Origin of the sequence: Kitasatospora sp. NPDC002040 (assembly GCF_040296785.1) — a bacterium.
Lineage (GTDB): Bacteria > Actinomycetota > Actinomycetes > Streptomycetales > Streptomycetaceae > Kitasatospora.
Window position 1 is genome coordinate 172085 of record NZ_JBEOXV010000013.1, and the last position, 18540, is coordinate 190624.

The 18540-nt window shown below is 71.6% G+C and carries 16 protein-coding genes and 1 pseudogene; 9 read left to right on the forward strand and 8 right to left on the reverse strand.

The genetic code is table 11. From position 1 onward, the window contains the following. Window positions 1-2: 2 nt before the first annotated feature. From ABT118_RS25005 to ABT118_RS25020, 4 genes are all read right to left on the reverse strand, one after another. On the reverse strand, window positions 3-329 hold the full coding sequence (locus tag ABT118_RS25005; RefSeq protein ID WP_350672905.1) for an ArsR/SmtB family transcription factor: 327 nt from the start codon (window positions 327-329) through the stop codon (window positions 3-5). 53 nt (window positions 330-382) lie between these two features. Then, window positions 383-757, reverse strand: coding sequence for a hypothetical protein (locus tag ABT118_RS25010; RefSeq protein ID WP_350672907.1), 375 nt, complete (start codon window positions 755-757; stop codon window positions 383-385). A 175-nt stretch (window positions 758-932) separates the two neighbouring features. Further along, entirely contained in the window at window positions 933-1874 is a 942-nt protein-coding gene (locus ABT118_RS25015) for a hypothetical protein (RefSeq protein WP_350672909.1), read from the reverse strand. Window positions 1875-1939: 65 nt separating this feature from the next. Beyond that, window positions 1940-2347, reverse strand: coding sequence for a peptidase inhibitor family I36 protein (locus ABT118_RS25020; protein WP_350672911.1), 408 nt, complete (start codon window positions 2345-2347; stop codon window positions 1940-1942). A 401-nt stretch (window positions 2348-2748) separates the two neighbouring features. On the opposite strand from ABT118_RS25020, the gene ABT118_RS25025 reads away from it, so the two are divergent. From ABT118_RS25025 to ABT118_RS25035, 3 genes are all read left to right on the forward strand, one after another. Continuing rightward, window positions 2749-5613 carry a DEAD/DEAH box helicase gene (locus ABT118_RS25025; RefSeq protein ID WP_350672913.1) on the forward strand — a complete coding sequence of 955 codons (2865 nt, stop codon included), beginning with the start codon at window positions 2749-2751 and terminating at the stop codon, window positions 5611-5613. Window positions 5614-5705: 92 nt separating this feature from the next. Beyond that, complete coding sequence (locus ABT118_RS25030; protein ID WP_350672916.1) at window positions 5706-7046, forward strand: radical SAM protein; 1341 nt, start codon at window positions 5706-5708, stop codon at window positions 7044-7046. Next, window positions 7043-8098: an aminotransferase class I/II-fold pyridoxal phosphate-dependent enzyme gene (locus ABT118_RS25035; RefSeq protein WP_350672919.1), complete on the forward strand. Its 1056-nt coding sequence runs from the start codon at window positions 7043-7045 to the stop codon at window positions 8096-8098. The genes ABT118_RS25030 and ABT118_RS25035 overlap by 4 nt, the downstream gene beginning before the upstream one ends. On the opposite strand, the pseudogene ABT118_RS25040 reads toward ABT118_RS25035, so the two are convergent. Further along, window positions 8052-8240 (reverse strand): annotated as a pseudogene (locus ABT118_RS25040) (flap endonuclease); the annotation flags it as partial. The gene ABT118_RS25035 and the pseudogene ABT118_RS25040 sit on opposite strands and share 47 nt — an antisense overlap. A gap of 366 nt (window positions 8241-8606) precedes the next feature. Between ABT118_RS25040 and ABT118_RS25045 the strand changes: the two are divergent. Genes ABT118_RS25045 through ABT118_RS25060 form a run of 4 tightly spaced genes read left to right on the forward strand, consistent with a single transcriptional unit; the run spans window position 8607 to window position 13044 of the window. Then, window positions 8607-9350, forward strand: a complete 744-nt coding sequence (locus ABT118_RS25045) for an NUDIX hydrolase (protein ID WP_350672922.1) — start codon at window positions 8607-8609, stop codon at window positions 9348-9350. Next, entirely contained in the window at window positions 9351-10514 is a 1164-nt protein-coding gene (locus tag ABT118_RS25050; RefSeq protein WP_350672923.1) for a 5'-methylthioadenosine/S-adenosylhomocysteine nucleosidase family protein, read from the forward strand. After that, window positions 10511-12484 carry a hypothetical protein gene (locus tag ABT118_RS25055; RefSeq protein WP_350672925.1) on the forward strand — a complete coding sequence of 658 codons (1974 nt, stop codon included), beginning with the start codon at window positions 10511-10513 and terminating at the stop codon, window positions 12482-12484. Before ABT118_RS25050 ends, ABT118_RS25055 begins: the two co-directional genes overlap by 4 nt. A 26-nt stretch (window positions 12485-12510) precedes the next feature. Continuing rightward, window positions 12511-13044: a hypothetical protein gene (locus ABT118_RS25060; RefSeq protein WP_350672928.1), complete on the forward strand. Its 534-nt coding sequence runs from the start codon at window positions 12511-12513 to the stop codon at window positions 13042-13044. 45 nt (window positions 13045-13089) lie between these two features. On the opposite strand, the gene ABT118_RS25065 is transcribed toward ABT118_RS25060, so the two are convergent. Beyond that, on the reverse strand, window positions 13090-14028 hold the full coding sequence (locus tag ABT118_RS25065; protein ID WP_502884660.1) for a 5'-3' exonuclease: 939 nt from the start codon (window positions 14026-14028) through the stop codon (window positions 13090-13092). Window positions 14029-14066: 38 nt separating this feature from the next. After that, window positions 14067-15125, reverse strand: coding sequence for a cation diffusion facilitator family transporter (locus tag ABT118_RS25070; protein ID WP_350672933.1), 1059 nt, complete (start codon window positions 15123-15125; stop codon window positions 14067-14069). Window positions 15126-15334: 209 nt separating this feature from the next. Here ABT118_RS25070 and chrA point away from each other — a divergent pair, with 209 nt between their 5' ends. Continuing rightward, window positions 15335-16456, forward strand: coding sequence for a chromate efflux transporter (gene chrA / locus ABT118_RS25075; protein WP_350672936.1), 1122 nt, complete (start codon window positions 15335-15337; stop codon window positions 16454-16456). Between the two features lie 24 nt (window positions 16457-16480). Here the strand turns inward: chrA and ABT118_RS25080 are convergent, their stop codons facing one another. Beyond that, entirely contained in the window at window positions 16481-17185 is a 705-nt protein-coding gene (locus tag ABT118_RS25080) for a gamma-glutamyl-gamma-aminobutyrate hydrolase family protein (RefSeq protein WP_350672937.1), read from the reverse strand. 255 nt (window positions 17186-17440) lie between these two features. Between ABT118_RS25080 and ABT118_RS25085 the strand changes: the two genes are divergently transcribed. Next, window positions 17441-18427, forward strand: a complete 987-nt coding sequence (locus ABT118_RS25085) for a DUF2510 domain-containing protein (protein ID WP_350672939.1) — start codon at window positions 17441-17443, stop codon at window positions 18425-18427. The last annotated feature ends 113 nt before the right edge of the window (window positions 18428-18540 follow it).

An 18540-nucleotide genomic window follows, 5' to 3' on the forward strand; every position in this document is an offset into this window, starting at 1 on the left:
CGTCAGTCGGCGGCCTGGAGCTCGGCCAGCAGCTCGCCCCGGTCGGCGATCAGCTCGGTCAGGATCCGGCGGGCGGCCCGCATCAGGTCGGCGACATCGGTGCCGGCGAGGGCGTAGACCACGGTCGAGCCCTCCCGGGCGGCGGTCACCAGCCCGGCCCGGCGGAGCTGGGCGAGCTGCTGGGACAGGCTGGACGGCTCGATGTCCAGCGCCACCACCAGGTCCCGGACCGGCGTGGGCCCGGCCTGGAGGATCTCCAGCACCCTGATCCGGACCGGGTGCCCGAGCATCCGGAACAGCTCCGCCTTGGCCTGGTACAGCTGGGGCACCGCAGCTCTCCCCTCTCCCTGATGCCCGTGATCCGCCGGCGGCCGAGCGCCGGTCAGAGCTCAAGGGTGGCCTCCAGCCGGCGGAGCTGGTGGCGGGCCATCGCCATGTTGGCCCGCTGCCGGTTGAGTGCGAGGTAGAGGAAGAGGCCGCGGCCGTTGGGCATGGTGAGCGGACGGATCAGGTGGTACTGGGTGGTGAGGGTGATCAGCATGTCCTCGATCTCGTTGTCGTGCAGGTTGAGCATCTGCATGGTGCGCATCTTGGCCCGCACCAGGTCGGTGTTGCCCGCCGCCGCCACGTTGAGGTCGAGCTCGGTGTTGTCGCCGAGGGTGCCGAGCGCCATCCCGCTGTCGTAGTCGACCAGGGCGACGCCGATCGCGCCGTCGATGGACATGGCTTCCTTGAGCGAGCTCTCCAGATTCGACATCGCGATCCTCCAGTCGACGAAGCCCGCACCGGAAGGCGGGCTCGGTGGGACGACTGTAGGAAGGACCGGGCCGTCCGCAGGCGGTCTGTCGGCAATCGACCGAAGCAGAACCTGAAGTGATCACCGATCAGTGATTTGAAGACTTCTGCAACTGCGAATCCGACCCGATCACCGATCAGCCCGCGCGGGCCACCAGTTGAGCGGTCAGCCGCAGCGAGTCGTCCAACTGCCGCTTGGCGGACCGCAGCAGCTCGCCGTTGTGCTCGATCAGCCGCCGCTGGTACGCCGACTCCACCGCGAACCAGATCCCTACCAGGTTGACCTCCCGCTTGCAGGCCACATCGGCGGTGGCGGCCGCGATCCCGGGCGGACCGGCGAACCCGGCCGGGTCCAGGCCGAGTTCGGACTGCGGGCTGACCGGGTTGCGGGCCTGGTACCCCTTCTTCGCCATGCAGGCGGCCCAGCCCTCGGCGGCCTCGACCACCCGGCGGTCCTGGCGGGAGCGGTCGTACGCCTCACCGTCCAGGTCCTGCACCTTCAGCGGGTCCGGCGCGGCGGCGGTGGGGACCCAGAGCTTGAGGTACGCCTCGCGCACACAGCCCCCGGCCGGCACCGGCAGGCCGTTCACCTCGCCCTCGGAGCGGCCGGATTTCTCCGCCTCGTCCTGGCTCCGGGGCAGCGTCCTCGGGTCGGAGGCCCCGGCGCCGCTCAGCACCAGCCGCTCGGTCGGGTCCATCGAGGGCACCACCGGCTTGTCCGGCCGGTCGGCCGCCCCGGCGCCGTACCCGGTGGCCGCCGCCTCGACCGGGTCGGCCAGGCCGTAGCGGCGGGCGTTCTCCGGCGCGCCGCCGGAGTCGGGCAGCGCCGGCACCCGGTAGCGGAATCCGTACCTGGCCATGCACTGGTCCGTCAGGACCCGCTGCGCCAGGGTGAGCCGGTCCAACTGCGCGGCGCTCGGCAGGTACTCCTGCAGCGGCAGCCTGAGCGTGTTGGCATCGGCGGGGGTCGGCGCCGCCGCCACCTCGGGGGCCGGCTGCGCACCCGGGCCGCCGGTACAGGCGGTCAGCAGCAGGGCGGAGGCCAGCGTGGTGAGCAGGACGGCGGACCGGCTGGGCAAGACGTGCTCCTCGATGCGGGGTGCGGCACCGCCCGACCGGGGTGCGGGCGGTGCCTGAGGGTGGGTCAGGAAGCGGTGTAGTACGCGGAGGAGATCTGGTGCCAGAAGCTGCTGGAGGCGTTCCCGCTGACGCCCGGGCTGATCCACCCGTGCCGGCCGCCGCGCCAGGCGTCGGTGTAGACGTGCCAGGTGAAGTCGTCCCGGTTCCAGTACGACTCGTCCTGGTCGTTCACCGCGCCGCCGTACCGGGGCCAGGAGATCTGGTTGAAGTCGCTCTGGGACAGGTACAGATCCAGTACCTCGTACGTGGTGTTCGGTCCGCCGTAGATGGCGAACTCGCCGGGCTCGCTCACGCCGTCCCGGTCGGCCGCCGTCGAGGCGGAGGCGCCGACGAGGGCGAGGCCGGTGAGGGTGGTGAGGCCGATCAGAAGAGTCGTCAGGCGGTGCAGGAGCCGTGGGCGCTTGGCCGGCATGGCTGGAACCTCTCTCGGGGGCGGGATGGAGTGCGGTGCCCGGTGCCTGGTGCTGATGGGTAAGTCGAGCATTCTTGTGACTCCTTGCACAGGCGCGATTGCGCCAGGTTGCCATGCTCATGGCCGGAACAATGTCGACAGAGCGCCACGGCGACAGGGCGACATCCGCCGCTCCGGTCCGGGCGCAGCACCCGCGAAAACGGTGCTGTTGATGTCGGTCCGGACGGGTAATCTCTGGCTGAGATGCACGATCACCACACCAACCACAGCCGTTGCGCCCCCGGGCCGGCCACCGCCGCCCGGGCCCCGCAGCCGCAGGCGTCGCCGTCTGCGCCCCCGTCCCGCCCCGCCGGTCCCCGGCACGGCAGCAAGCAGTCCCACGGGAAGAAGAGGTGACGCCGATGAACAGCGCCGTGCCCGAACACCCGGAGACCTCCGGCACCGGAGAGCTCAGCCCCGCCGAGGCGTACGCGGCCTTCCGCCGCCGGGCCAAGGAGCAGGCCACCGTCCTGCACGGCTTCCAGCAGCTCTACGACTTCGAGCTGGACGAGTTCCAGCTCGAGGCCTGCCGCGCACTGGAGGCCGGTGAGGGGGTGCTGGTCGCCGCTCCGACCGGCTCCGGCAAGACCATCGTCGGCGAGTTCGCCGTGCACCTGGCCCTGCAGTCCGGCCGCAAGTGCTTCTACACCACGCCGATCAAGGCCCTGTCGAACCAGAAGTTCGGCGACCTGGTGAAGCGCTACGGCGCCGACAAGGTCGGCCTGCTCACCGGTGACAACAGCGTGAACGGCGACGCCCCGGTGGTCGTGATGACCACCGAGGTGCTGCGCAACATGCTGTACGCGGGCTCCTCCGCGCTGAACGGCCTCGGGTACGTGGTGATGGACGAGGTCCACTACCTGGCCGACCGGTTCCGCGGCGCGGTCTGGGAGGAGGTCATCATCCACCTGCCCGAGTCGGTGGTGCTGGCCTCGCTCTCGGCCACCGTCTCCAACGCCGAGGAGTTCGGCGACTGGCTCGACACCGTGCGCGGCGGCACCAAGGTGATCGTCTCCGAGCACCGCCCGGTGCCGCTCTGGCAGCACGTCATGGCGGGCAACCGGATGTACGACCTGTTCGCCAACCCGGACCGCGACGGCCGTCCCAAGGACGCCCCGCGCAACCCGGCCAAGGCGGTCAACCCCGAGCTGGTCCGGCTCGCCCGCTCCGAGGGCGACCGCGGCTCGCGCAACGACAAGTTCGCCCGCGGCCGCGGCCGTTCGATGCCCACCGGCCGTCCCAACCGGGTCTGGACGCCGGGCCGGGTCGACGTGATCGAGCGCCTCGATGCCGAGGGCCTGCTGCCCGCGATCACCTTCATCTTCAGCCGGGCCGGCTGCGAGGCCGCCGTCCAGCAGTGCCTGAGCTCCGGCCTGCGGCTGAACCGGGAGAGCGACCGGGCCGTCGTGCGCGGCATCGTCGAGGAGCGCTGCGCCGACATCCCCGACGAGGACCTGCACGTGCTCGGCTACTTCGAGTGGCTGGACGGGCTGGAGCGCGGCATCGCCGCCCACCACGCCGGGATGCTGCCCCGGTTCAAGGAGGTGGTCGAGGAGCTCTTCGTGAAGGGCCTGGTCAAGGCCGTCTTCGCGACCGAGACCCTGGCGCTGGGCATCAACATGCCCGCCCGCTCGGTGGTGATGGAGAAGCTGGTCAAGTGGAACGGCGAGACCCATGCCGACGTCACCCCCGGCGAGTACACCCAGCTCACCGGCCGGGCCGGCCGCCGCGGCATCGACATCGAGGGCCACGCCGTGGTGCTCTGGCAGCGCGGCCTCGACCCGGAGGGCCTGGCCGGGCTGGCCGGCACCCGGACGTACCCGCTGCGCTCCTCGTTCCGGCCGTCCTACAACATGGCGGTCAACCTGGTCGGGCAGTTCGGGCGGCACCGCTCGCGCGAGCTGCTGGAGACCTCGTTCGCCCAGTTCCAGGCCGACCGCGCGGTGGTGGGCATCGCCCGCCAGGTCCAGCGGAACGAGGAGGGCCTGGAGGGGTACCGGGAGTCGATGACCTGTCACCTCGGCGACTTCGAGGAGTACATGGGTCTGCGCCGCACCCTCAAGGACCGGGAGAACGAGCTGGCCCGGGAGGGCACCGGGCAGCGCCGGGCGGCCGCGATCGAGGCGATCGAGGCGCTCAAGCCGGGCGACGTGATCCACGTGCCGACCGGCAAGTTCGCCGGGCTGGCGCTGGTGATCGACCCCGGCCTGCCGCCGGTCAGCCGCTCGCCCCGGACGGTCCGTCACCCCGACTACCAGGACGGCCCGCGCCCGGTGGTGCTCACCGCCGAGCGGCAGGTCAAGCGGCTCGCGATGATCGACTTCCCGTACCCCGTGACGGCGGTCGACCGGATGAAGATCCCCAAGTCCTTCAACCCGCGCAGCCCGCAGTCCCGGCGGGACCTGGCGTCGGCCCTGCGTACCAAGGCCGGCCACCTGGAGCCGGAGCGGTTCCGCAAGGGCCGGGCCGCCGCGGCCGACGACCCGGAGATCGCCCGGCTGCGGACGGAGCTGCGGCAGCACCCCTGCCACGGCTGCGACGAGCGCGAGGACCACGCCCGCTGGTCCGAGCGGTACCACCGCCTGCACCGCGACACCGACCTGCTGGAGCGCCGGATGCGCTCCCGCACCCACACCATCGCCCGCACCTTCGACCGGGTCTGCGGCCTGCTCACCGACCTCGGCTACCTCACCGGTGACACCGTCACCGGCGACGGCAAGCGCCTCGGCCGGCTCTACGGCGAGCTCGACCTGCTGGCCTCGGAGTGCATCCGCGAGGGCGTCTGGGCCGAGCTCAGCCCGCCCGAACTTGCCGCCTGCGCCTCGGCGCTGGTGTTCGAGTCGCGGCAGTCCGACGACGCGGCCGCCCCCCGGGTGCCGGAGGGCGCGAGCAAGGAGGCGCTCGGCCGGATGATCCGGATCTGGGGCCACCTGGACGCCCTGGAGGAGCAGCACAAGATCAACACTGCCGAGGGCGTCGGCCAGCGCGAACCCGACCTCGGCTTCGCCTGGGTCGCCTACCGCTGGGCGCTCGGCCACAACCTCGACCAGGTGCTCCGGGACGCCGACCTCCCGGCCGGCGACTTCGTCCGCTGGACCAAGCAGCTGATCGACGTGCTCGGCCAGATCCAGGACGCGGCCGGCGAGGACGCCAAGCTGCGCACCACCGCGCGCAAGGCGGTGGACGCGCTCCGCCGCGGCATCATCGCCTACAGCTCGGTCGGGTAGCCGGTGGCACTCGGGCTCGGGGAACGGCGAGGACCTCCGGCGCCGCCGTTCCCCGAGCCCGAGCCCTTGCGCTGTTCGTGCATCATGGCGCCATGAACCGCAGCGACCAGCGCTTCCACGTCATCGTGCTGTCGAACTTCGCCAGGGGCTTCGACAAGTACGCGTTCGCCTACGGCAAGGCGGGCATACCGGAGAGCACCTACCCCGACCGCTTCCACCTGCTGACCCGGGCGGAGCTCGGCATCGGCATCGACAAGGCAGGGCGCCTGCTGGACCGGCTGGCCGTTCCCGGCGACCGGCTGCTGGTGCAGGAGACCGCGGTGGACCCGGACGAGCTGCACCCCAACCTGGCCACCGGCCTCGGCGCGGAGCTGCGCCGGCCCCGGATCCGGCTGTCGGCCGTCCACGAACTCGACCGGGCGGGCGACGAGTTCACCCTGCGCCCGACCACCGTCGAGGACGCGGTGGCGGCCTCGCTGCACCTGCACGGATCGGCCCGCCGGCCCTACGCCGAGCTGCGACCGCGCTCGGTCTCGGTGCTGCCGGTGGCCTCCGCCTGCCAGGCCCGCTGCTCGTTCTGCTTCTCCGCGGCCTCCATCTCCGCCGACCAGGCGCCGGCCCGGGTCCCGTGGGACACGGTCTCCCACTGGCTGGAGCGGGCCCGTGCGGCCGGCGCCGAGCGGGCGGTGATCACCGGCGGCGGGGAGCCCACGCTCCTGCCGTTCGACCAGCAGCTGCGGCTGGTGTCCGCCTGCGCGGCGGCCTTCCCGAAGGTCGTACTGATCACCAACGCACACAACCTGGCGAGGGGGCAGCACGCCGACCGGGCCGACCGACTGGCCGCCCTGGGCGCCGCGGGCCTGAGCGTGCTGGCGGTCTCCCGGCACCACCAGGACGACGCCGTCAGCGAGCGGCTGATGATGCTGCGCACACCGGTGGGTTCGGTGGTCGACACCTGGCGGACTGGACGCGACCGCTGGCCGGGGCTGCGGATGAGACTGATCTGCGTGCTCCAGCACGGTGGCGTCGCCGACGCGGCCGGCGTTGCCGACTACCTCTCCTGGGCCGCGGCGCTCGGGGTCGAGGAGGTCTGCTTCAAGGAGCTCTACGTCTCCACCAGCACCGAGTCGCTCTACTTCGACCGCGCCGCCAACGTCTGGAGCCGGGACCACCAGGTCCCGCTGTCCGTCGTCACCCGGTTCGCCGAGCAGCACGGCTTCGAGCCGGCGAGCCGCCTGCCCTGGGGTTCGCCGGTTTACCACGGCAGTTGGGACGGCCGGCCGATGCGGATCGCCGCCTACACCGAGCCCAGCCTGCTCTGGGAACGCACCAACGGGATCGCCCGCAGCTGGAACGTGCTGGCCGACGGCCGCTGCTACGCCTCGCTGGAGGACCGGGCCAGCGAGATCGTGCCGGAGGGGGCAGCGGCATGAGGTTCGACGAGTTCCAGGACTTCCGGCAGCGGCAACTCAGCGCCTCCCCTTCGCTGTTGGACGCCGCCGAGACCAACGTGTACCGGGCCCTCGCCTCGCTGCGACCGGACCCGCCGGCCGACCCCGGGACGGTGTACCGGTGCGATCTCGCCCGGGCCTGGCTGCGGCGGTACGAGCTGCCGGAGGAGTGGTCCCGCCGCGCCATGATCAGCCGAGGAGTCCGGCACGGGCTCGGCGTGCTGTTCCACCACCTGCGCGCTGCGGAGGCCCGACTGTGGCTGCCCGCCGACGTGTACCCGGTCTACTTCGAGCTGGCCCGGGCCGCAGGCCTGGCGCCCGGCTCCTACCCGACACTGCCGGAACCGACACTGCCGGAACCGGTCCTGCCCGGCCCGCCGGTGGACGACCGGCCCGAGTACCTGCTGCTCGCCAACCCCAGCAAGCCGCTGGGCCGGTACCTGTCCGAGGCCGAATGCACCGCGCTGATCGCGTGGCTGCAGCAGTCACCGCACCGCCGCCTGCTGATCGACAGCGTCTACGACCTGGGCGCCCCGTTCGACATCGGCACCCGGCGACTGCTGGACACCGGCCGGGCGGTCCTGCTGCACTCGGTCACCAAGGGATGGCTGTGGCCGCGCACGTTCGGCGTGGTCCTGCTCGGCCCGGCGGACGCCGAGCCGGCCGAGGCGTTCCGGGCCGACCCGCCGACGCAGGATCAGCTGGCGCTCGCCGAGCGGCTGCTGACGGACCACAGCGGAGTGCCCCGACTGGTCACCGATGAACTGGCCGCCCGGGCCGAGCGGTTGTTCGCACGACTGCCGGAGGAGGTGCTCGGCGCGATCCCCACGGCGAGCCGCACCTGCCCCGGCAACTACTTCTTCCCGGTCGAAATCCCGGCGGAGACCCTCCGACGCGACCACGGTGTGCTCGCCGTCCCGATCACCGTCTTCGGCGAGAGCACCTGGCCCGGCTCCGTCCTCACCAGCCTCGCCGACACCTTCGGCCTCAGACCGTCCCCCCGTTCCGGGCCAGCACGTCGAGGAGGCGGGTGAGGGAGGTGCCCAGGCCCCAGCGGGCCGAGAGCTCCTCCAAGGCCATCGGGTCCAGCGGTTCGCGGGGGAGGGCGGGGTCGAACCCGGGCACCGGTACGTCGGTGGCGACGCGGACCACGGTGGGGGCGACGTCCAGGTAGGCACACGATGCTCGGGCCGAGAAGGTCCGGTTCTCCGGACGCCGGACGGGTTGCCCAGTGGAATCCGACGACCGCCCTACTGGACGTCCACTGAAGTCGCCATCGCCGCCTGGCGCATCGCCACCGCGCCGACAATCCGGCCACCGCCTCCACGGACAGCGACGAGCGGGCCTTCCAGTGGCTCGCCGCGACCCTTTAGCCGTTCGGCAAGGTCGTTGAAGTGGGGATGCATCGGCCAGGCCATATCCGGAACTTCGGCCGATCCCGTGGTCCCGCCATGCGGGCTGTGGCTACGGGATCGGGTGTTCGGCGATCCCCGTCATCTCCCTTATTGTGCAAGTGACAGTAACTGAAGTACCTTGCAGAGCATGCAACATGATGCGTCGTCACCAACACCTGTGCTGCTGACGGTCGATCTCGTGATCCTGACGCTGCGGGAGAGTCGCCTGCACCTCCTCCTGGTGGAGCGGGGCAAAGATCCCTTCCTGGGGATGCCCGCCCTGCCCGGCGGATTCCTGAGGGGCGACGACGAGGAGATCCTGGATGCCGCCCACCGCGAACTGAGCGAGGAGACGGCCCTGACCTCAGGCCGGGTGCACCTCGAACAACTGGCGGTGTACGGGGATTCGGGCCGTGATCCGCGAGGCCGGGTCGTCTCCGTGGCCCATCTCGCGATCGCACCGGGACTGCCCGACCCGGTCGCGGGAACGGATGCCGCCGATGCGGCCTGGGTTCCTGCGGAGGCGGTCCTGTCCGGCGAATTGGAGCTCGCCTTCGACCACCGTCGGATCGCCACGGACGGGATCGAGCACGCGCGCACCAAACTCGAGTTCTCGGCGCTGGCGACGGCGTTCTGCCGGGAGAGCTTCACCGTCGCAGAGCTGCAGCAGGTGTACGAGGCCGTCTGGGGCACCGAACTCGACACCCGAAATTTCTACCGGAAGGTCCAGGCCGTGAAGGGATTCATCGTCCCTGTCGGCACGGACCGCCGGACCACGGGAGGGCGGCCCGCACGGCTGTACCGGGCCGGTCCGACAACCGTGTTGTTCCCACCACTGACCCGACCCGCGGCATCCGCGGTGGAGGAGAACCCGAGAGAGGAAGAGGCATAGATGTCGAACGGCCCGGTGGTGATTCTCACCGCCCTCAATCTTGAGTACGAGGCTGTGCGCCAGAGGCTGGCGGATCCGCGGGTGCATCTCCATGAACGCGGCACCCGGTTCGAGGTGGGAACCGTGCGGGGCACATCGTGCCGCGTCGCGCTCGGTCTGACGAGCAAGGGGAACCACTCCGCCGCGGTGATCGCCGAACGCGCGATCCAGGAATTCTCGCCGGTGGCCCTGCTGTTCGTCGGGGTCGCCGGAGCCTTACGGGACACTGTCGGGCTGGGCGACGTGGTGGTTGCGTCCCACGTGTACGCCTACCACGGCGGAACCAGCGAGGACGACGGACTCAAGTCCCGCCCCCGGGTGTGGGAAGCACCGCACGGCGTCAGTCAGCTCGCCGCACACTTGGCCCGCTCGAACGACTGGACGGACCCCGCGCCCGAGCACGAGCACGTGCCGCAGGTGCGCTTCGGGGCGATCGCCGCCGGCGAGGTCGTCCAGAACTCAAAGATCTCGGCCGAGGCGAAGTGGATCCGGCAGCACTACAACGACGCGCTCGCCATCGAGATGGAGGCGGCCGGCGTGGCGCAGGCCGGCCATCTCAACGGGGCGCCGGTGGCCGTCGTCCGGGGGATCAGCGACCGGGCGGACGGCACGAAAAACAGCTCGGACGACCGCAGTTGGCAGCCACGGGCCGCAGCGAACGCGGCGGCGTTCGCCATCCGGCTGGCGGTGGAGCTGATGGGGGAACAGAGGGAGACCGTCATGTCCGGGGACGACAGGACCCGTTCGGCCGACCAGTTCGGCCAGCACGTCGGCAATACCGCCTACAACAGCACCGTCGGCATCATGGCCGGCTCGGTCACGGGCAGCAGCGTCCACCTGAACGTGGCGCCGGAAGCGTCCGGACCTATGGATCTGGTCGAGGAACTGAACGCTTTCCGGAACCAGTTGGGGCAGCACCGCGCGGATGGCACCCTCGACGAAGACAGCTACCGGGAGGCTCTGACCGACCTGGACTCCGCCCTCCGATCGGCCGGAGGAAATACCCCCGAGTCGTCGAAACGGACGGTCATGACGCTCAGGAGGCTGCGCGGACTGGTCGCGGAGTGCCCCGGGCTGGTGGCCACGCTGGCCCCCCTGGTCGCTGCAGCCGGTGGCCCAGCATGAGCCACGGTGACGACACCCCGTTCAGCTCGGCCGCGTACAACTCCACCATCGGTATGCAGGCCGGGACCGTGCACAACTCCAATGTCTACTTCGTCCACCCGGACGCCTCGCCGCAGGAGAAGTACCGGGTGGGCGTGCAGTTCCTGGAGGCCGGGGTCCCCGGTCGCGCCCGCGAAATGATCACCGATGCGATGGTCCACGGGTACGACGGCGCGGAGGTGCGTTTCCACTGGGTATTAGCCATGCTCAGCGCGCGCACCTACCAGGACCTCAGCAACGAGGACGTCCTGCGGCTGCACTACACCTCCGGGCACGTACGGTCCTACGCCGAGGGTGAGTGGAAGGAAGCCCTGCGCGTCACTTTCGACCTGCTGGCAGTGCTCAGCGCCGAGAGTGGCGAGACCGGCCCCGTGCTGAAGCAGTTGCAGGACCTGCCGCGCCGACAGCACAACGCGATCCTCCGTCACCTCGACCTCATGCTCACCGGAGGGTTGAAGGACGACCTGTGGGCGGAGACCCGCGAACGGGCCGGGGCGGAGCGCTTTGGCAACGCGAGGGCCCAGCGGCTGTGGGCGTACTTCACGGCCGCCCCCATCGGGGCGCGGGCCATGCCGCCCCGCCCGAGTACCGCTGCCGCCGCCCAGGCGGCTCTCCCGATCCGGGTGGTCCTGTTCGCTGGCAGTGGCGCGTTCCTCTGGGGCCTGGCGCTGGTCGCAAATCCGGTCCAGGCAGTCCTCGAGTTGCTCGTGGCGCTCGGCGCGGGTCTGACCGCGGCGCGCTACGGCCTCCGGTGGTGGGGCCGGGAGCCCCGGTCGGGCCCTGCGGCCGGGGCCCGCATCCCGCAGCCGCGCGATCCGGCTGCTGCCGAAGGCGGGTTCACCAAGGGCGTCCGCCACTCGTTCGACCACTACTTCAGCATGCGCACACCCAACGGGTTCGCCGCAGAGGCCTGGCTTGCCCATACCGCCCAGGTCCGCAGCAGCCTCGCGGCCGAGATCGCGTACCTCTACCGGGAGAGCCGGATCGGTGTGGACCGGGTCGACTGGCTGATCAGGCACCTTGCCGAGGACACCAGGAACCGCCACAACAACGGCACCCTGTTCGATCAGGAGCAACCCCCGGGCCGCACAAAGGCCCTGACCGTGGCCGCCCTCGCCGTCCTCGGCACCGCAGCCTTGGCCGCGTTCGGTACGGCGGTCTCGGGCTTCGCCCAGCCGCGGCCGATATGGGCCTTCCTTGCCGTGCTCGGCGCGGCCTGGTCCGGACACGCAGCCGCTTCCCGGTGGCTGGAGATCCGACGCGAAGAGCACCGGCTGGCCCGGGAGAGCCGGGAGTACCACGAGCAACTGGCCGCACGTCAACTCGCCCACCAGCGCTGGAAGGAGCGCCTGGATGCCACACGTCCCAGCGAGCTGGAGATGGAGACCTGGCTCGCCTGCGACAAGACCTCGTTCATCGACGAGGCGCTCCGGTATCACCGGCTGACCTGGCGCGACCTGATCACCCACACCATCCTGGTGGCCCCGGGCCCCGCCGCCAAGCGGGGCCGGATCAGGGGCGGCCCCTGGCGGTACTCGCGCTACGTCTTCCGCCTGTTCCTGTTCACCCAGGACGGCGTCCGCGAGGTCAGCTCCGAGTTCGACTTCTTCGACGCGACTCGCAAGAACGAGCAGCGGAACAACTACCGGTTCGACGCGCTGTCCTCCGTGCAGGTGACGGAGAACACCGACATCGGCTACGACCTGGAGCTCGTCCTCACCAACGGCCCGGCCATGAAGATCCGCGTCAAGGATGCCGAGGCCCACCAGCTGGCACCGGACGAGAACGCCCAGGAGATCTCTGAGATCAGCCTCAGTGCGGCCGGTTCCATCCATGCCTTCCGCCTCCTGGAGGGGATAGCGGCGGAAGGTAAGGGCTGGATCGAACGGCGCGGCCCCGACAACCTGACCCCCTTCCGGATCGCCGGTTGATTCCGGGCTCGAGCTTGGGAGTTGCTATGACCTGCACGCACGATGTCACCGAAAGCACCATCCTGCTGGCCGAGTACGACTGCCTCAAAGAGGAACAGAAGACCCGCATAGGGTTCCGCGACACCCTGCTCTACTTCACGCTCGCCGCAACCACCGCGATCGTGGCGGTCGCCCTCCAGAGCGGACAGCCCCGACTGCTGCTCGCCGTCCCCGCGATCTGCCTGATCCTGGGATGGACCTACCTGGTCAACGACGAGAAGATCTCGGCCATCGGCCGCTACATCCGCGACCGACTGGGATCACGTCTGGGGGAACTCGCCTCCGCCCACGGCGCGGTGTTCGGCTGGGAGGTCTACCACTGCGACGTCGCCGGTCACCGCGTACGCAAGCGGCTTCAGACCGCAGTGGATCTGTTCACCTACCTGATCCTGCCCATGATCTGCATGACCGTGTTCTGGTGCTCTCCCTCCGCTCAGCCCCTCCTGGTGCTCACCTCTGTCGTGCAGGCGCTCGCTCTGGCCGTACTGGGCTGGCAGTTCCTGCGCCGTGCGGAGCGGTAGCACCAGCCTGGCCGGACCGCTCCACACGCGTGCGGGGTTTCGTCGTCAGCGAGTGGCGGCGAGGGTGTCGAGGAGGCGGGTGAGGGAGGTTCCGAGGCCCCAGCGGGCCGAGAGCTCCTCCAGGGCCATCGGGTCCAGCGGCTCGCGGGGGAGGGCGGGGTCGAAGGCGGGGAGGGGGACGTCGGTGGCGACGCGGACGACGGTAGGGGCGACGTCGAGGTAGGGGGCGCCTTCGAGGATGTTCTTGCGGCGGGCCGGGGTGAGCTTGGAGAGCGGGTCGGCGGCGGCGGCGCGGATGCCGGCCAGGTCGCCGTACTCGCGGATGAGCTGGGTGGCCGTCTTCTCGCCGATGCCCTTCACGCCGGGCAGGCCGTCGCTCGGGTCGCCGCGCAGGGCGGCCATGTCGGCGTACTCCGCGCCGGTGACGCCGTACTTGCCGAGGAGGAAGGCCTCGTTGATGACCTCGGCGTTGCCGACGCCCTTGACCGGGTAGATGACCTGCACACCCCGGGCGTCGTCGACCAGTTGGAACAGGTCCCGGTCGCCGGTGACGATCTGCACCGGCCCGGCGGCCCGGGTGGCCAGGGTGCCGATCACGTCGTCCGCCTCGTAGCCGGGGACGCCGATCCGGGCCAGGCCGAGTGCGTCCAGCACCTGCTCGATCACCGGGACCTGCGGGGCCAGCGTGTCCGGGATCTCCTCCTCGCCCTCGACCGAGGGCTCGGCGGCCAGCCGGTGGGTCTTGTAGGTGGGGATCAGGTCCACCCGCCACTGCGGGCGCCAGTCGGCGTCCATGCAGGCGACCAGCTGGTCCGGGCGGTGGTCCTGGACCAGCCGGGTGATGAAGTCCAGCAGGCCGCGCACGGCGTTCACCGGCTGCCCGTCGGGGGACTTCATCGAATCCGGTACGCCGAAGTAGGCACGGAAGTAGAGGCTCGCCGAGTCGAGCAGCATCAGCCTGGGTGCGGTCATGACCCCGATCATGCCGCACCCCGCTGACGGACACTCAGCGGCAGGCCCGTTCAGTGCCGGTGCGGTCCGCTGCGGTGCACGGGGCCGTGCGAGTCGCCGCAGTGCTCGTCCGGGCCGCCCGCCTCCACCGCCGAACGCCCTATCGCCAGCAGGTCCTGCCCCAGCTCCTCGCCGACGTGGTCGACCTGGAGGGTGGCGTGGGTGATCCGGTACTCGTCCCTGAGCGTGCGCTGCAGGTCGCGGCGGACGGCGTGGCAGTCGCCGCCGGGCCGCACCAGGATGTGCGCGGAGAGCGCGGGCTGGCCGGAGGTGATCTCCCAGATGTGCAGGTCGTGGATCTCCTCCACCTGCGAGGAGTCGATCAGCCGGTCGGCCACCGTGTCCGGGTCGATCCCGGCGGGGGCGGCCTCCAGGAAGATCCGGCCGGAGTCCCGGACCAGCCCGACGCCCGCCTTGAGCATCAGCGCCACCACGATCAGCGAGGCGATCGAGTCCGCCCGGGCGAAGCCGGTGGTCACGATGATCAGACCGGCCACGGCGGTGGCGATGAACGCGTACAGGTCGGTCAGCACGTGCTGGAAGGCACCTTCGACGTTCAGCGAACTGCGGTTGGCCTTGGACATGCACCAGGCCGCCCCGATGTTCACCACGACCCCGACCAGCGCGGTCACCAGCACCAGCCCACCGGTCACCTCCGGCGGGTCGAACAGCCGGCTGACCGCCTCGTAGCCCAGCCAGGCGGCGAGCAGCAGCAGGGTGATCCCGTTCGCCTGCGCGGAGAGGATCTCGGCCCGCTTCAGGCCGTAGGTGTAACCGCCACGCGCCGGGCGCTGCGAGAGCCGCATCGCGATCAGCGCCAGCACGATCGAAGCCGCGTCGGTCAGCATGTGCGCGGCGTCCGAGATCAGGGCCAGCGACTGGGCGGCGAAGCCGACCACGACCTCGCCGGCCATGAAGACCACGATCAGGGTCAGCGCGCTGAGCAGCCACTTCCGGTCCGCGTCGGCGGAGATGCTGTGCGAATGGCCGCCGTGCCCGCTCTGCCCGCCGTGGTCGTGCCCGTGGCCGTCACCGTGGTCGTGCCCATGGTCGTGCTCGTGGTTCGACATCGAGATCCTCTCCCCGAACGCGCAGGAACCAGGGCGCAGCCGCCCCGACACCGGAAGTGAACCGCAGATCGGACGAAGATCCAAAGGCTGCACTGGTGACCGTTGTCGTTCCCGTCGGACACCCTCCGCTACGCCTCCCCGGCCGTTCATCAACCGGTCGGCCGCCTCCGCTAGGGTGCGGCGGCCGTCGGGCGAACAGGGGATCAGGCGTGTCGGAGCATCAGGAACGGGTACCGCTGCGCACCATCGCGCGGGAGTGGGGCCGGATCGGCTGCACCGGGTTCGGCGGCCCGCCCACCCACATCCTGCTGCTGCGCCGGCTCTGCGTGGAGCGGCGCGGGTGGCTGCGCCCGGACGAGTTCGAGGACGGCATCGCCGCCACCAACCTGCTGCCGGGCCCGGCCTCCACCCAACTGGCGGTCTTCACCGCCTGGCGGCTGCGGGGCGCCCCGGGGGCACTGGTGGGCGGCGTCTGCTTCATCGTCCCCGGCCTGGCCCTGATCCTGGCCCTCGCGGCCCTCTTCCTGGCCGGTGACCCGCCGGGATGGGTGCTCGGGGCGGCCGCCGGCGCGGGTGCGGCGGTGCCGGCGGTCGCCGTGCAGGCCGCCGCCGCGCTGGCGCCGGGCAGCCTGAAACGGGCCGGTACGGCCCGGTCGGCCCGGCTCCGCTGGGGCGGGTACGCGCTCGCCGGGGCGGCCGCCGCGATGCTGGCCGGCCCCTGGCTGGTGCTGGTCCTGCTCGCCTGCGGGCTGGCCGAGGTCACCGTCCGGGGGCAGCGGCCGGCCCTCCCGCTGCTGCTCGGGGCGCTGCCCGCGACCGGTGGGCTCGGCGCCCTGGCCTGGGTCGCGCTCAAGGTCGGCGCGCTCTCGTACGGCGGTGGCTTCGTGATCATCCCGCTGATGCGGTACGACGCGGTCGAGCGGTACGGCTGGATGACGGACGGTCAGTTCCTGAACGCCGTCGCCCTGGGGCAGGTCACTCCTGGACCGGTGGTCCAGACCGTTGCGGTGGTCGGCTACGCGGCGGCCGGTCTGACGGGTGGTCTGCTGGCGGCGGTGGTTGCCTTCGCGCCGTCCTTCGTCTTCGTCCTCTGCGGAGCCTCCCGCTTCGACCGGCTGCGGGCCGACCACCGGGTCCAGCACTTCATGACCGGGGCCGGCCCGGCCGTCACCGGAGCCATCGCCGGCTCCGCCGTACCGCTCGCGCTCGGGCTGCAACTGCTTTGGCAGTACGTGCTGCTGGGCCTCGCTCTGCTCTGGTTGCTGGCCGCCCGCCGCTCCGTGGTCGCCTGCCTGCTGCTGGCCGGGCTGGCCGGCGCACTGATCGCCTGAGCCCGGCCGTCCACGGCAGGAGCGCTACACGACGGCGGGTACCCGGGCCGCCTCGACCAGGGCCCGCATGACGCGCAGGTCGTCGCCCTGCTCGGGGTGCCACTGGACGCCGAGGACGAAGCCGGCGCCCTCGATGCCCTCGACCGTGCCGTCCGCGGCCAGGGCGTTGACGACCAGCCCCTCGCCGAGCCGGTCGACCGCCTGGTGGTGGGAGGTCGGGACGTCCACCTCCGGCTCGGGCAGCAACTCGGCGAGCCGGGTGCCGGGCAGCGGCCGGATCGGGTGCGAGCCGTAGCGGTTGACGGCGCGCAGGTGGCGCTCGCCGCCCTCCAGATGCTGGATCAGGGTGCCGCCGCAGACCACGTTGAGCAGCTGCATCCCCCGGCAGACACCGAGCAGCGGCAGCCCCGAGGCCAGCGCGGCCCGGAGCAGGGCGGCCTCCCAGAGGTCCCGCTCGGGTGCGGTGGCCAGGGTCTTCGGGTGCGGCCGGGCGCCGTACAGGGCCGGGTTGACGTCCGGGCCGCCGGAGATCACCAGCCCGTCCAGCCGGGCCAGCAGGCCGGGCGCGGTCTCGGGGGCGTCCGGCGGCAGCAGGACGGCGGTACCGCCGGCGGCCTGGACCAGCCGCGGGTAGCGCTCGGGCAGCAGTACGGCCCGCTGGGGGTCCCAGGGGCCCCAGGTCGCGTCGCCGAGGTAGGTGCTGACTCCGATCAGGGGTCTGTTGGTCATGGTCCGGATTCTGCCCGGTCGGGGCCGGCGGGGGCGGCCGATTCGCCGTCGGGTCGCCCGGTCGCCGGAGGCTCCGTCAGGTTTCCGGCCCGTCGCCGGGAGGTCGCGGGCAGGTCGCGGGAAGGCCGCCGCGACGTCCCCGGTCCGGCCGCGAAGGATGATCGACAGGTTTCTTACCGGAATCTCATCGGGAAACGGGCGGAATGGGGGTCGAACTGATACCGCGTTTATCTTCGGGCGCCTAGATTCGGTGCCGTGAGCGAGCAGATTCCCGCCGGGTGGTACCCGGACCCGCAGGACACCACGAGTGACCCCCGGCCGCAGCGCTGGTGGGACGGCCGGGGGTGGACGGCCAGTACCCGGCCGGCCCCGTCGGACAGCCCCGAGGGGCCGAAGGTGCTGGAGGGCGAGGTCCTGGAGAGCGGACCGGCCGTCCGCTACCCGGAGCTGCCCCCGGTCGAGCCCGCGACGGCCGGGGCCCCGGTCCGCCGGAAGCTCGCCAGGCCGGTGCTGGTCGCGGCCGGGGTGGCCGCGCTGGTCGGGCTGCTGGTCGGTTCCGGCGTCACGTACGTGGCGATGGACGGCCGGTCCGAGCACCGGGCTGCGGGCGACGCCCGCCCCGACTTCAAGGTCGGCCGCGGCGGCGGCAACGGCAACGGTGGTGGCAACGGCGGCGGCGACAGCGCCCCGCAGTCACCGGGCAGTCCGGACAGCCCGGACAGCGGCAAGGGCCGGAACTCCGGCCTCGCCGTGGACGCGGTCAACCGGATCAGCCTGTCGATCCCGACCGGCTGGACCGGCGGCACCACCCAGAACGGGTACGCCGCCCTGAGCATCGGCTCGTACACCTGCGCCTCCGGCACCGGCGAGTGCTCGCTGGGCGGGGCGTCGACCGGTCAGCTCAAGGGGACCGACGTCAAGCAGGCCGCCGAGCAGGACATCACCACGGCGGCCGAGGAGTCCTACGGCAAGATCAAGTCGCACGAGCAGCTCAAGTCCGAGCCGATCGCGATCGACGGCCGGGACGGCTGGCTGGTCCGCTGGAAGGTGGACGCCCCCGAGGGCAACGACGGCTACGTCCAGACCGTGGTCTTCCCGACCGCCGACGGCAAGGCCCTGGCCTCGGTGCACCTCGGCTTCGACATCACCGACAAGGCGCCGCAGCTGACCCAGATGGATCGAATCGTGGAGAGCATCAAGGCCTTCACCGGTCAGCTCGGCGGCGGTGGCACCCGCGCCTGACGGACCGGCAGAAGCGTGGGGGCCCCCCCCCCCCCCCCGGGGGGGGGGGGGGGGGGGGGTGGTGGGGGTGGGGGGGGGGGGGGGGTGGGAGTGAGGGGGAGTGTTGCGGCGGG

Excerpts from the sequence above, each read along its gene's own strand:
- ABT118_RS25010 (WP_350672907.1), bottom strand. The coding sequence starts at position 757 with ATGTCGAATCTGGAGAGCTCGCTCAAGGAAGCCATGTCCATCGACGGC.
- ABT118_RS25020 (WP_350672911.1), bottom strand. The coding sequence starts at position 2,347 with ATGCCGGCCAAGCGCCCACGGCTCCTGCACCGCCTGACGACTCTTCTG.
- ABT118_RS25025 (WP_350672913.1), top strand. The coding sequence starts at position 2,749 with ATGAACAGCGCCGTGCCCGAACACCCGGAGACCTCCGGCACCGGAGAG.
- ABT118_RS25030 (WP_350672916.1), top strand. The coding sequence starts at position 5,706 with ATGAACCGCAGCGACCAGCGCTTCCACGTCATCGTGCTGTCGAACTTC.
- ABT118_RS25035 (WP_350672919.1), top strand. The coding sequence starts at position 7,043 with ATGAGGTTCGACGAGTTCCAGGACTTCCGGCAGCGGCAACTCAGCGCC.
- ABT118_RS25045 (WP_350672922.1), top strand. The coding sequence starts at position 8,607 with ATGCAACATGATGCGTCGTCACCAACACCTGTGCTGCTGACGGTCGAT.
- ABT118_RS25050 (WP_350672923.1), top strand. The coding sequence starts at position 9,351 with ATGTCGAACGGCCCGGTGGTGATTCTCACCGCCCTCAATCTTGAGTAC.
- ABT118_RS25055 (WP_350672925.1), top strand. The coding sequence starts at position 10,511 with ATGAGCCACGGTGACGACACCCCGTTCAGCTCGGCCGCGTACAACTCC.
- ABT118_RS25060 (WP_350672928.1), top strand. The coding sequence starts at position 12,511 with ATGACCTGCACGCACGATGTCACCGAAAGCACCATCCTGCTGGCCGAG.
- ABT118_RS25065 (WP_502884660.1), bottom strand. The coding sequence starts at position 14,028 with ATGATCGGGGTCATGACCGCACCCAGGCTGATGCTGCTCGACTCGGCG.
- ABT118_RS25070 (WP_350672933.1), bottom strand. The coding sequence starts at position 15,125 with ATGTCGAACCACGAGCACGACCATGGGCACGACCACGGTGACGGCCAC.
- ABT118_RS25080 (WP_350672937.1), bottom strand. The coding sequence starts at position 17,185 with ATGACCAACAGACCCCTGATCGGAGTCAGCACCTACCTCGGCGACGCG.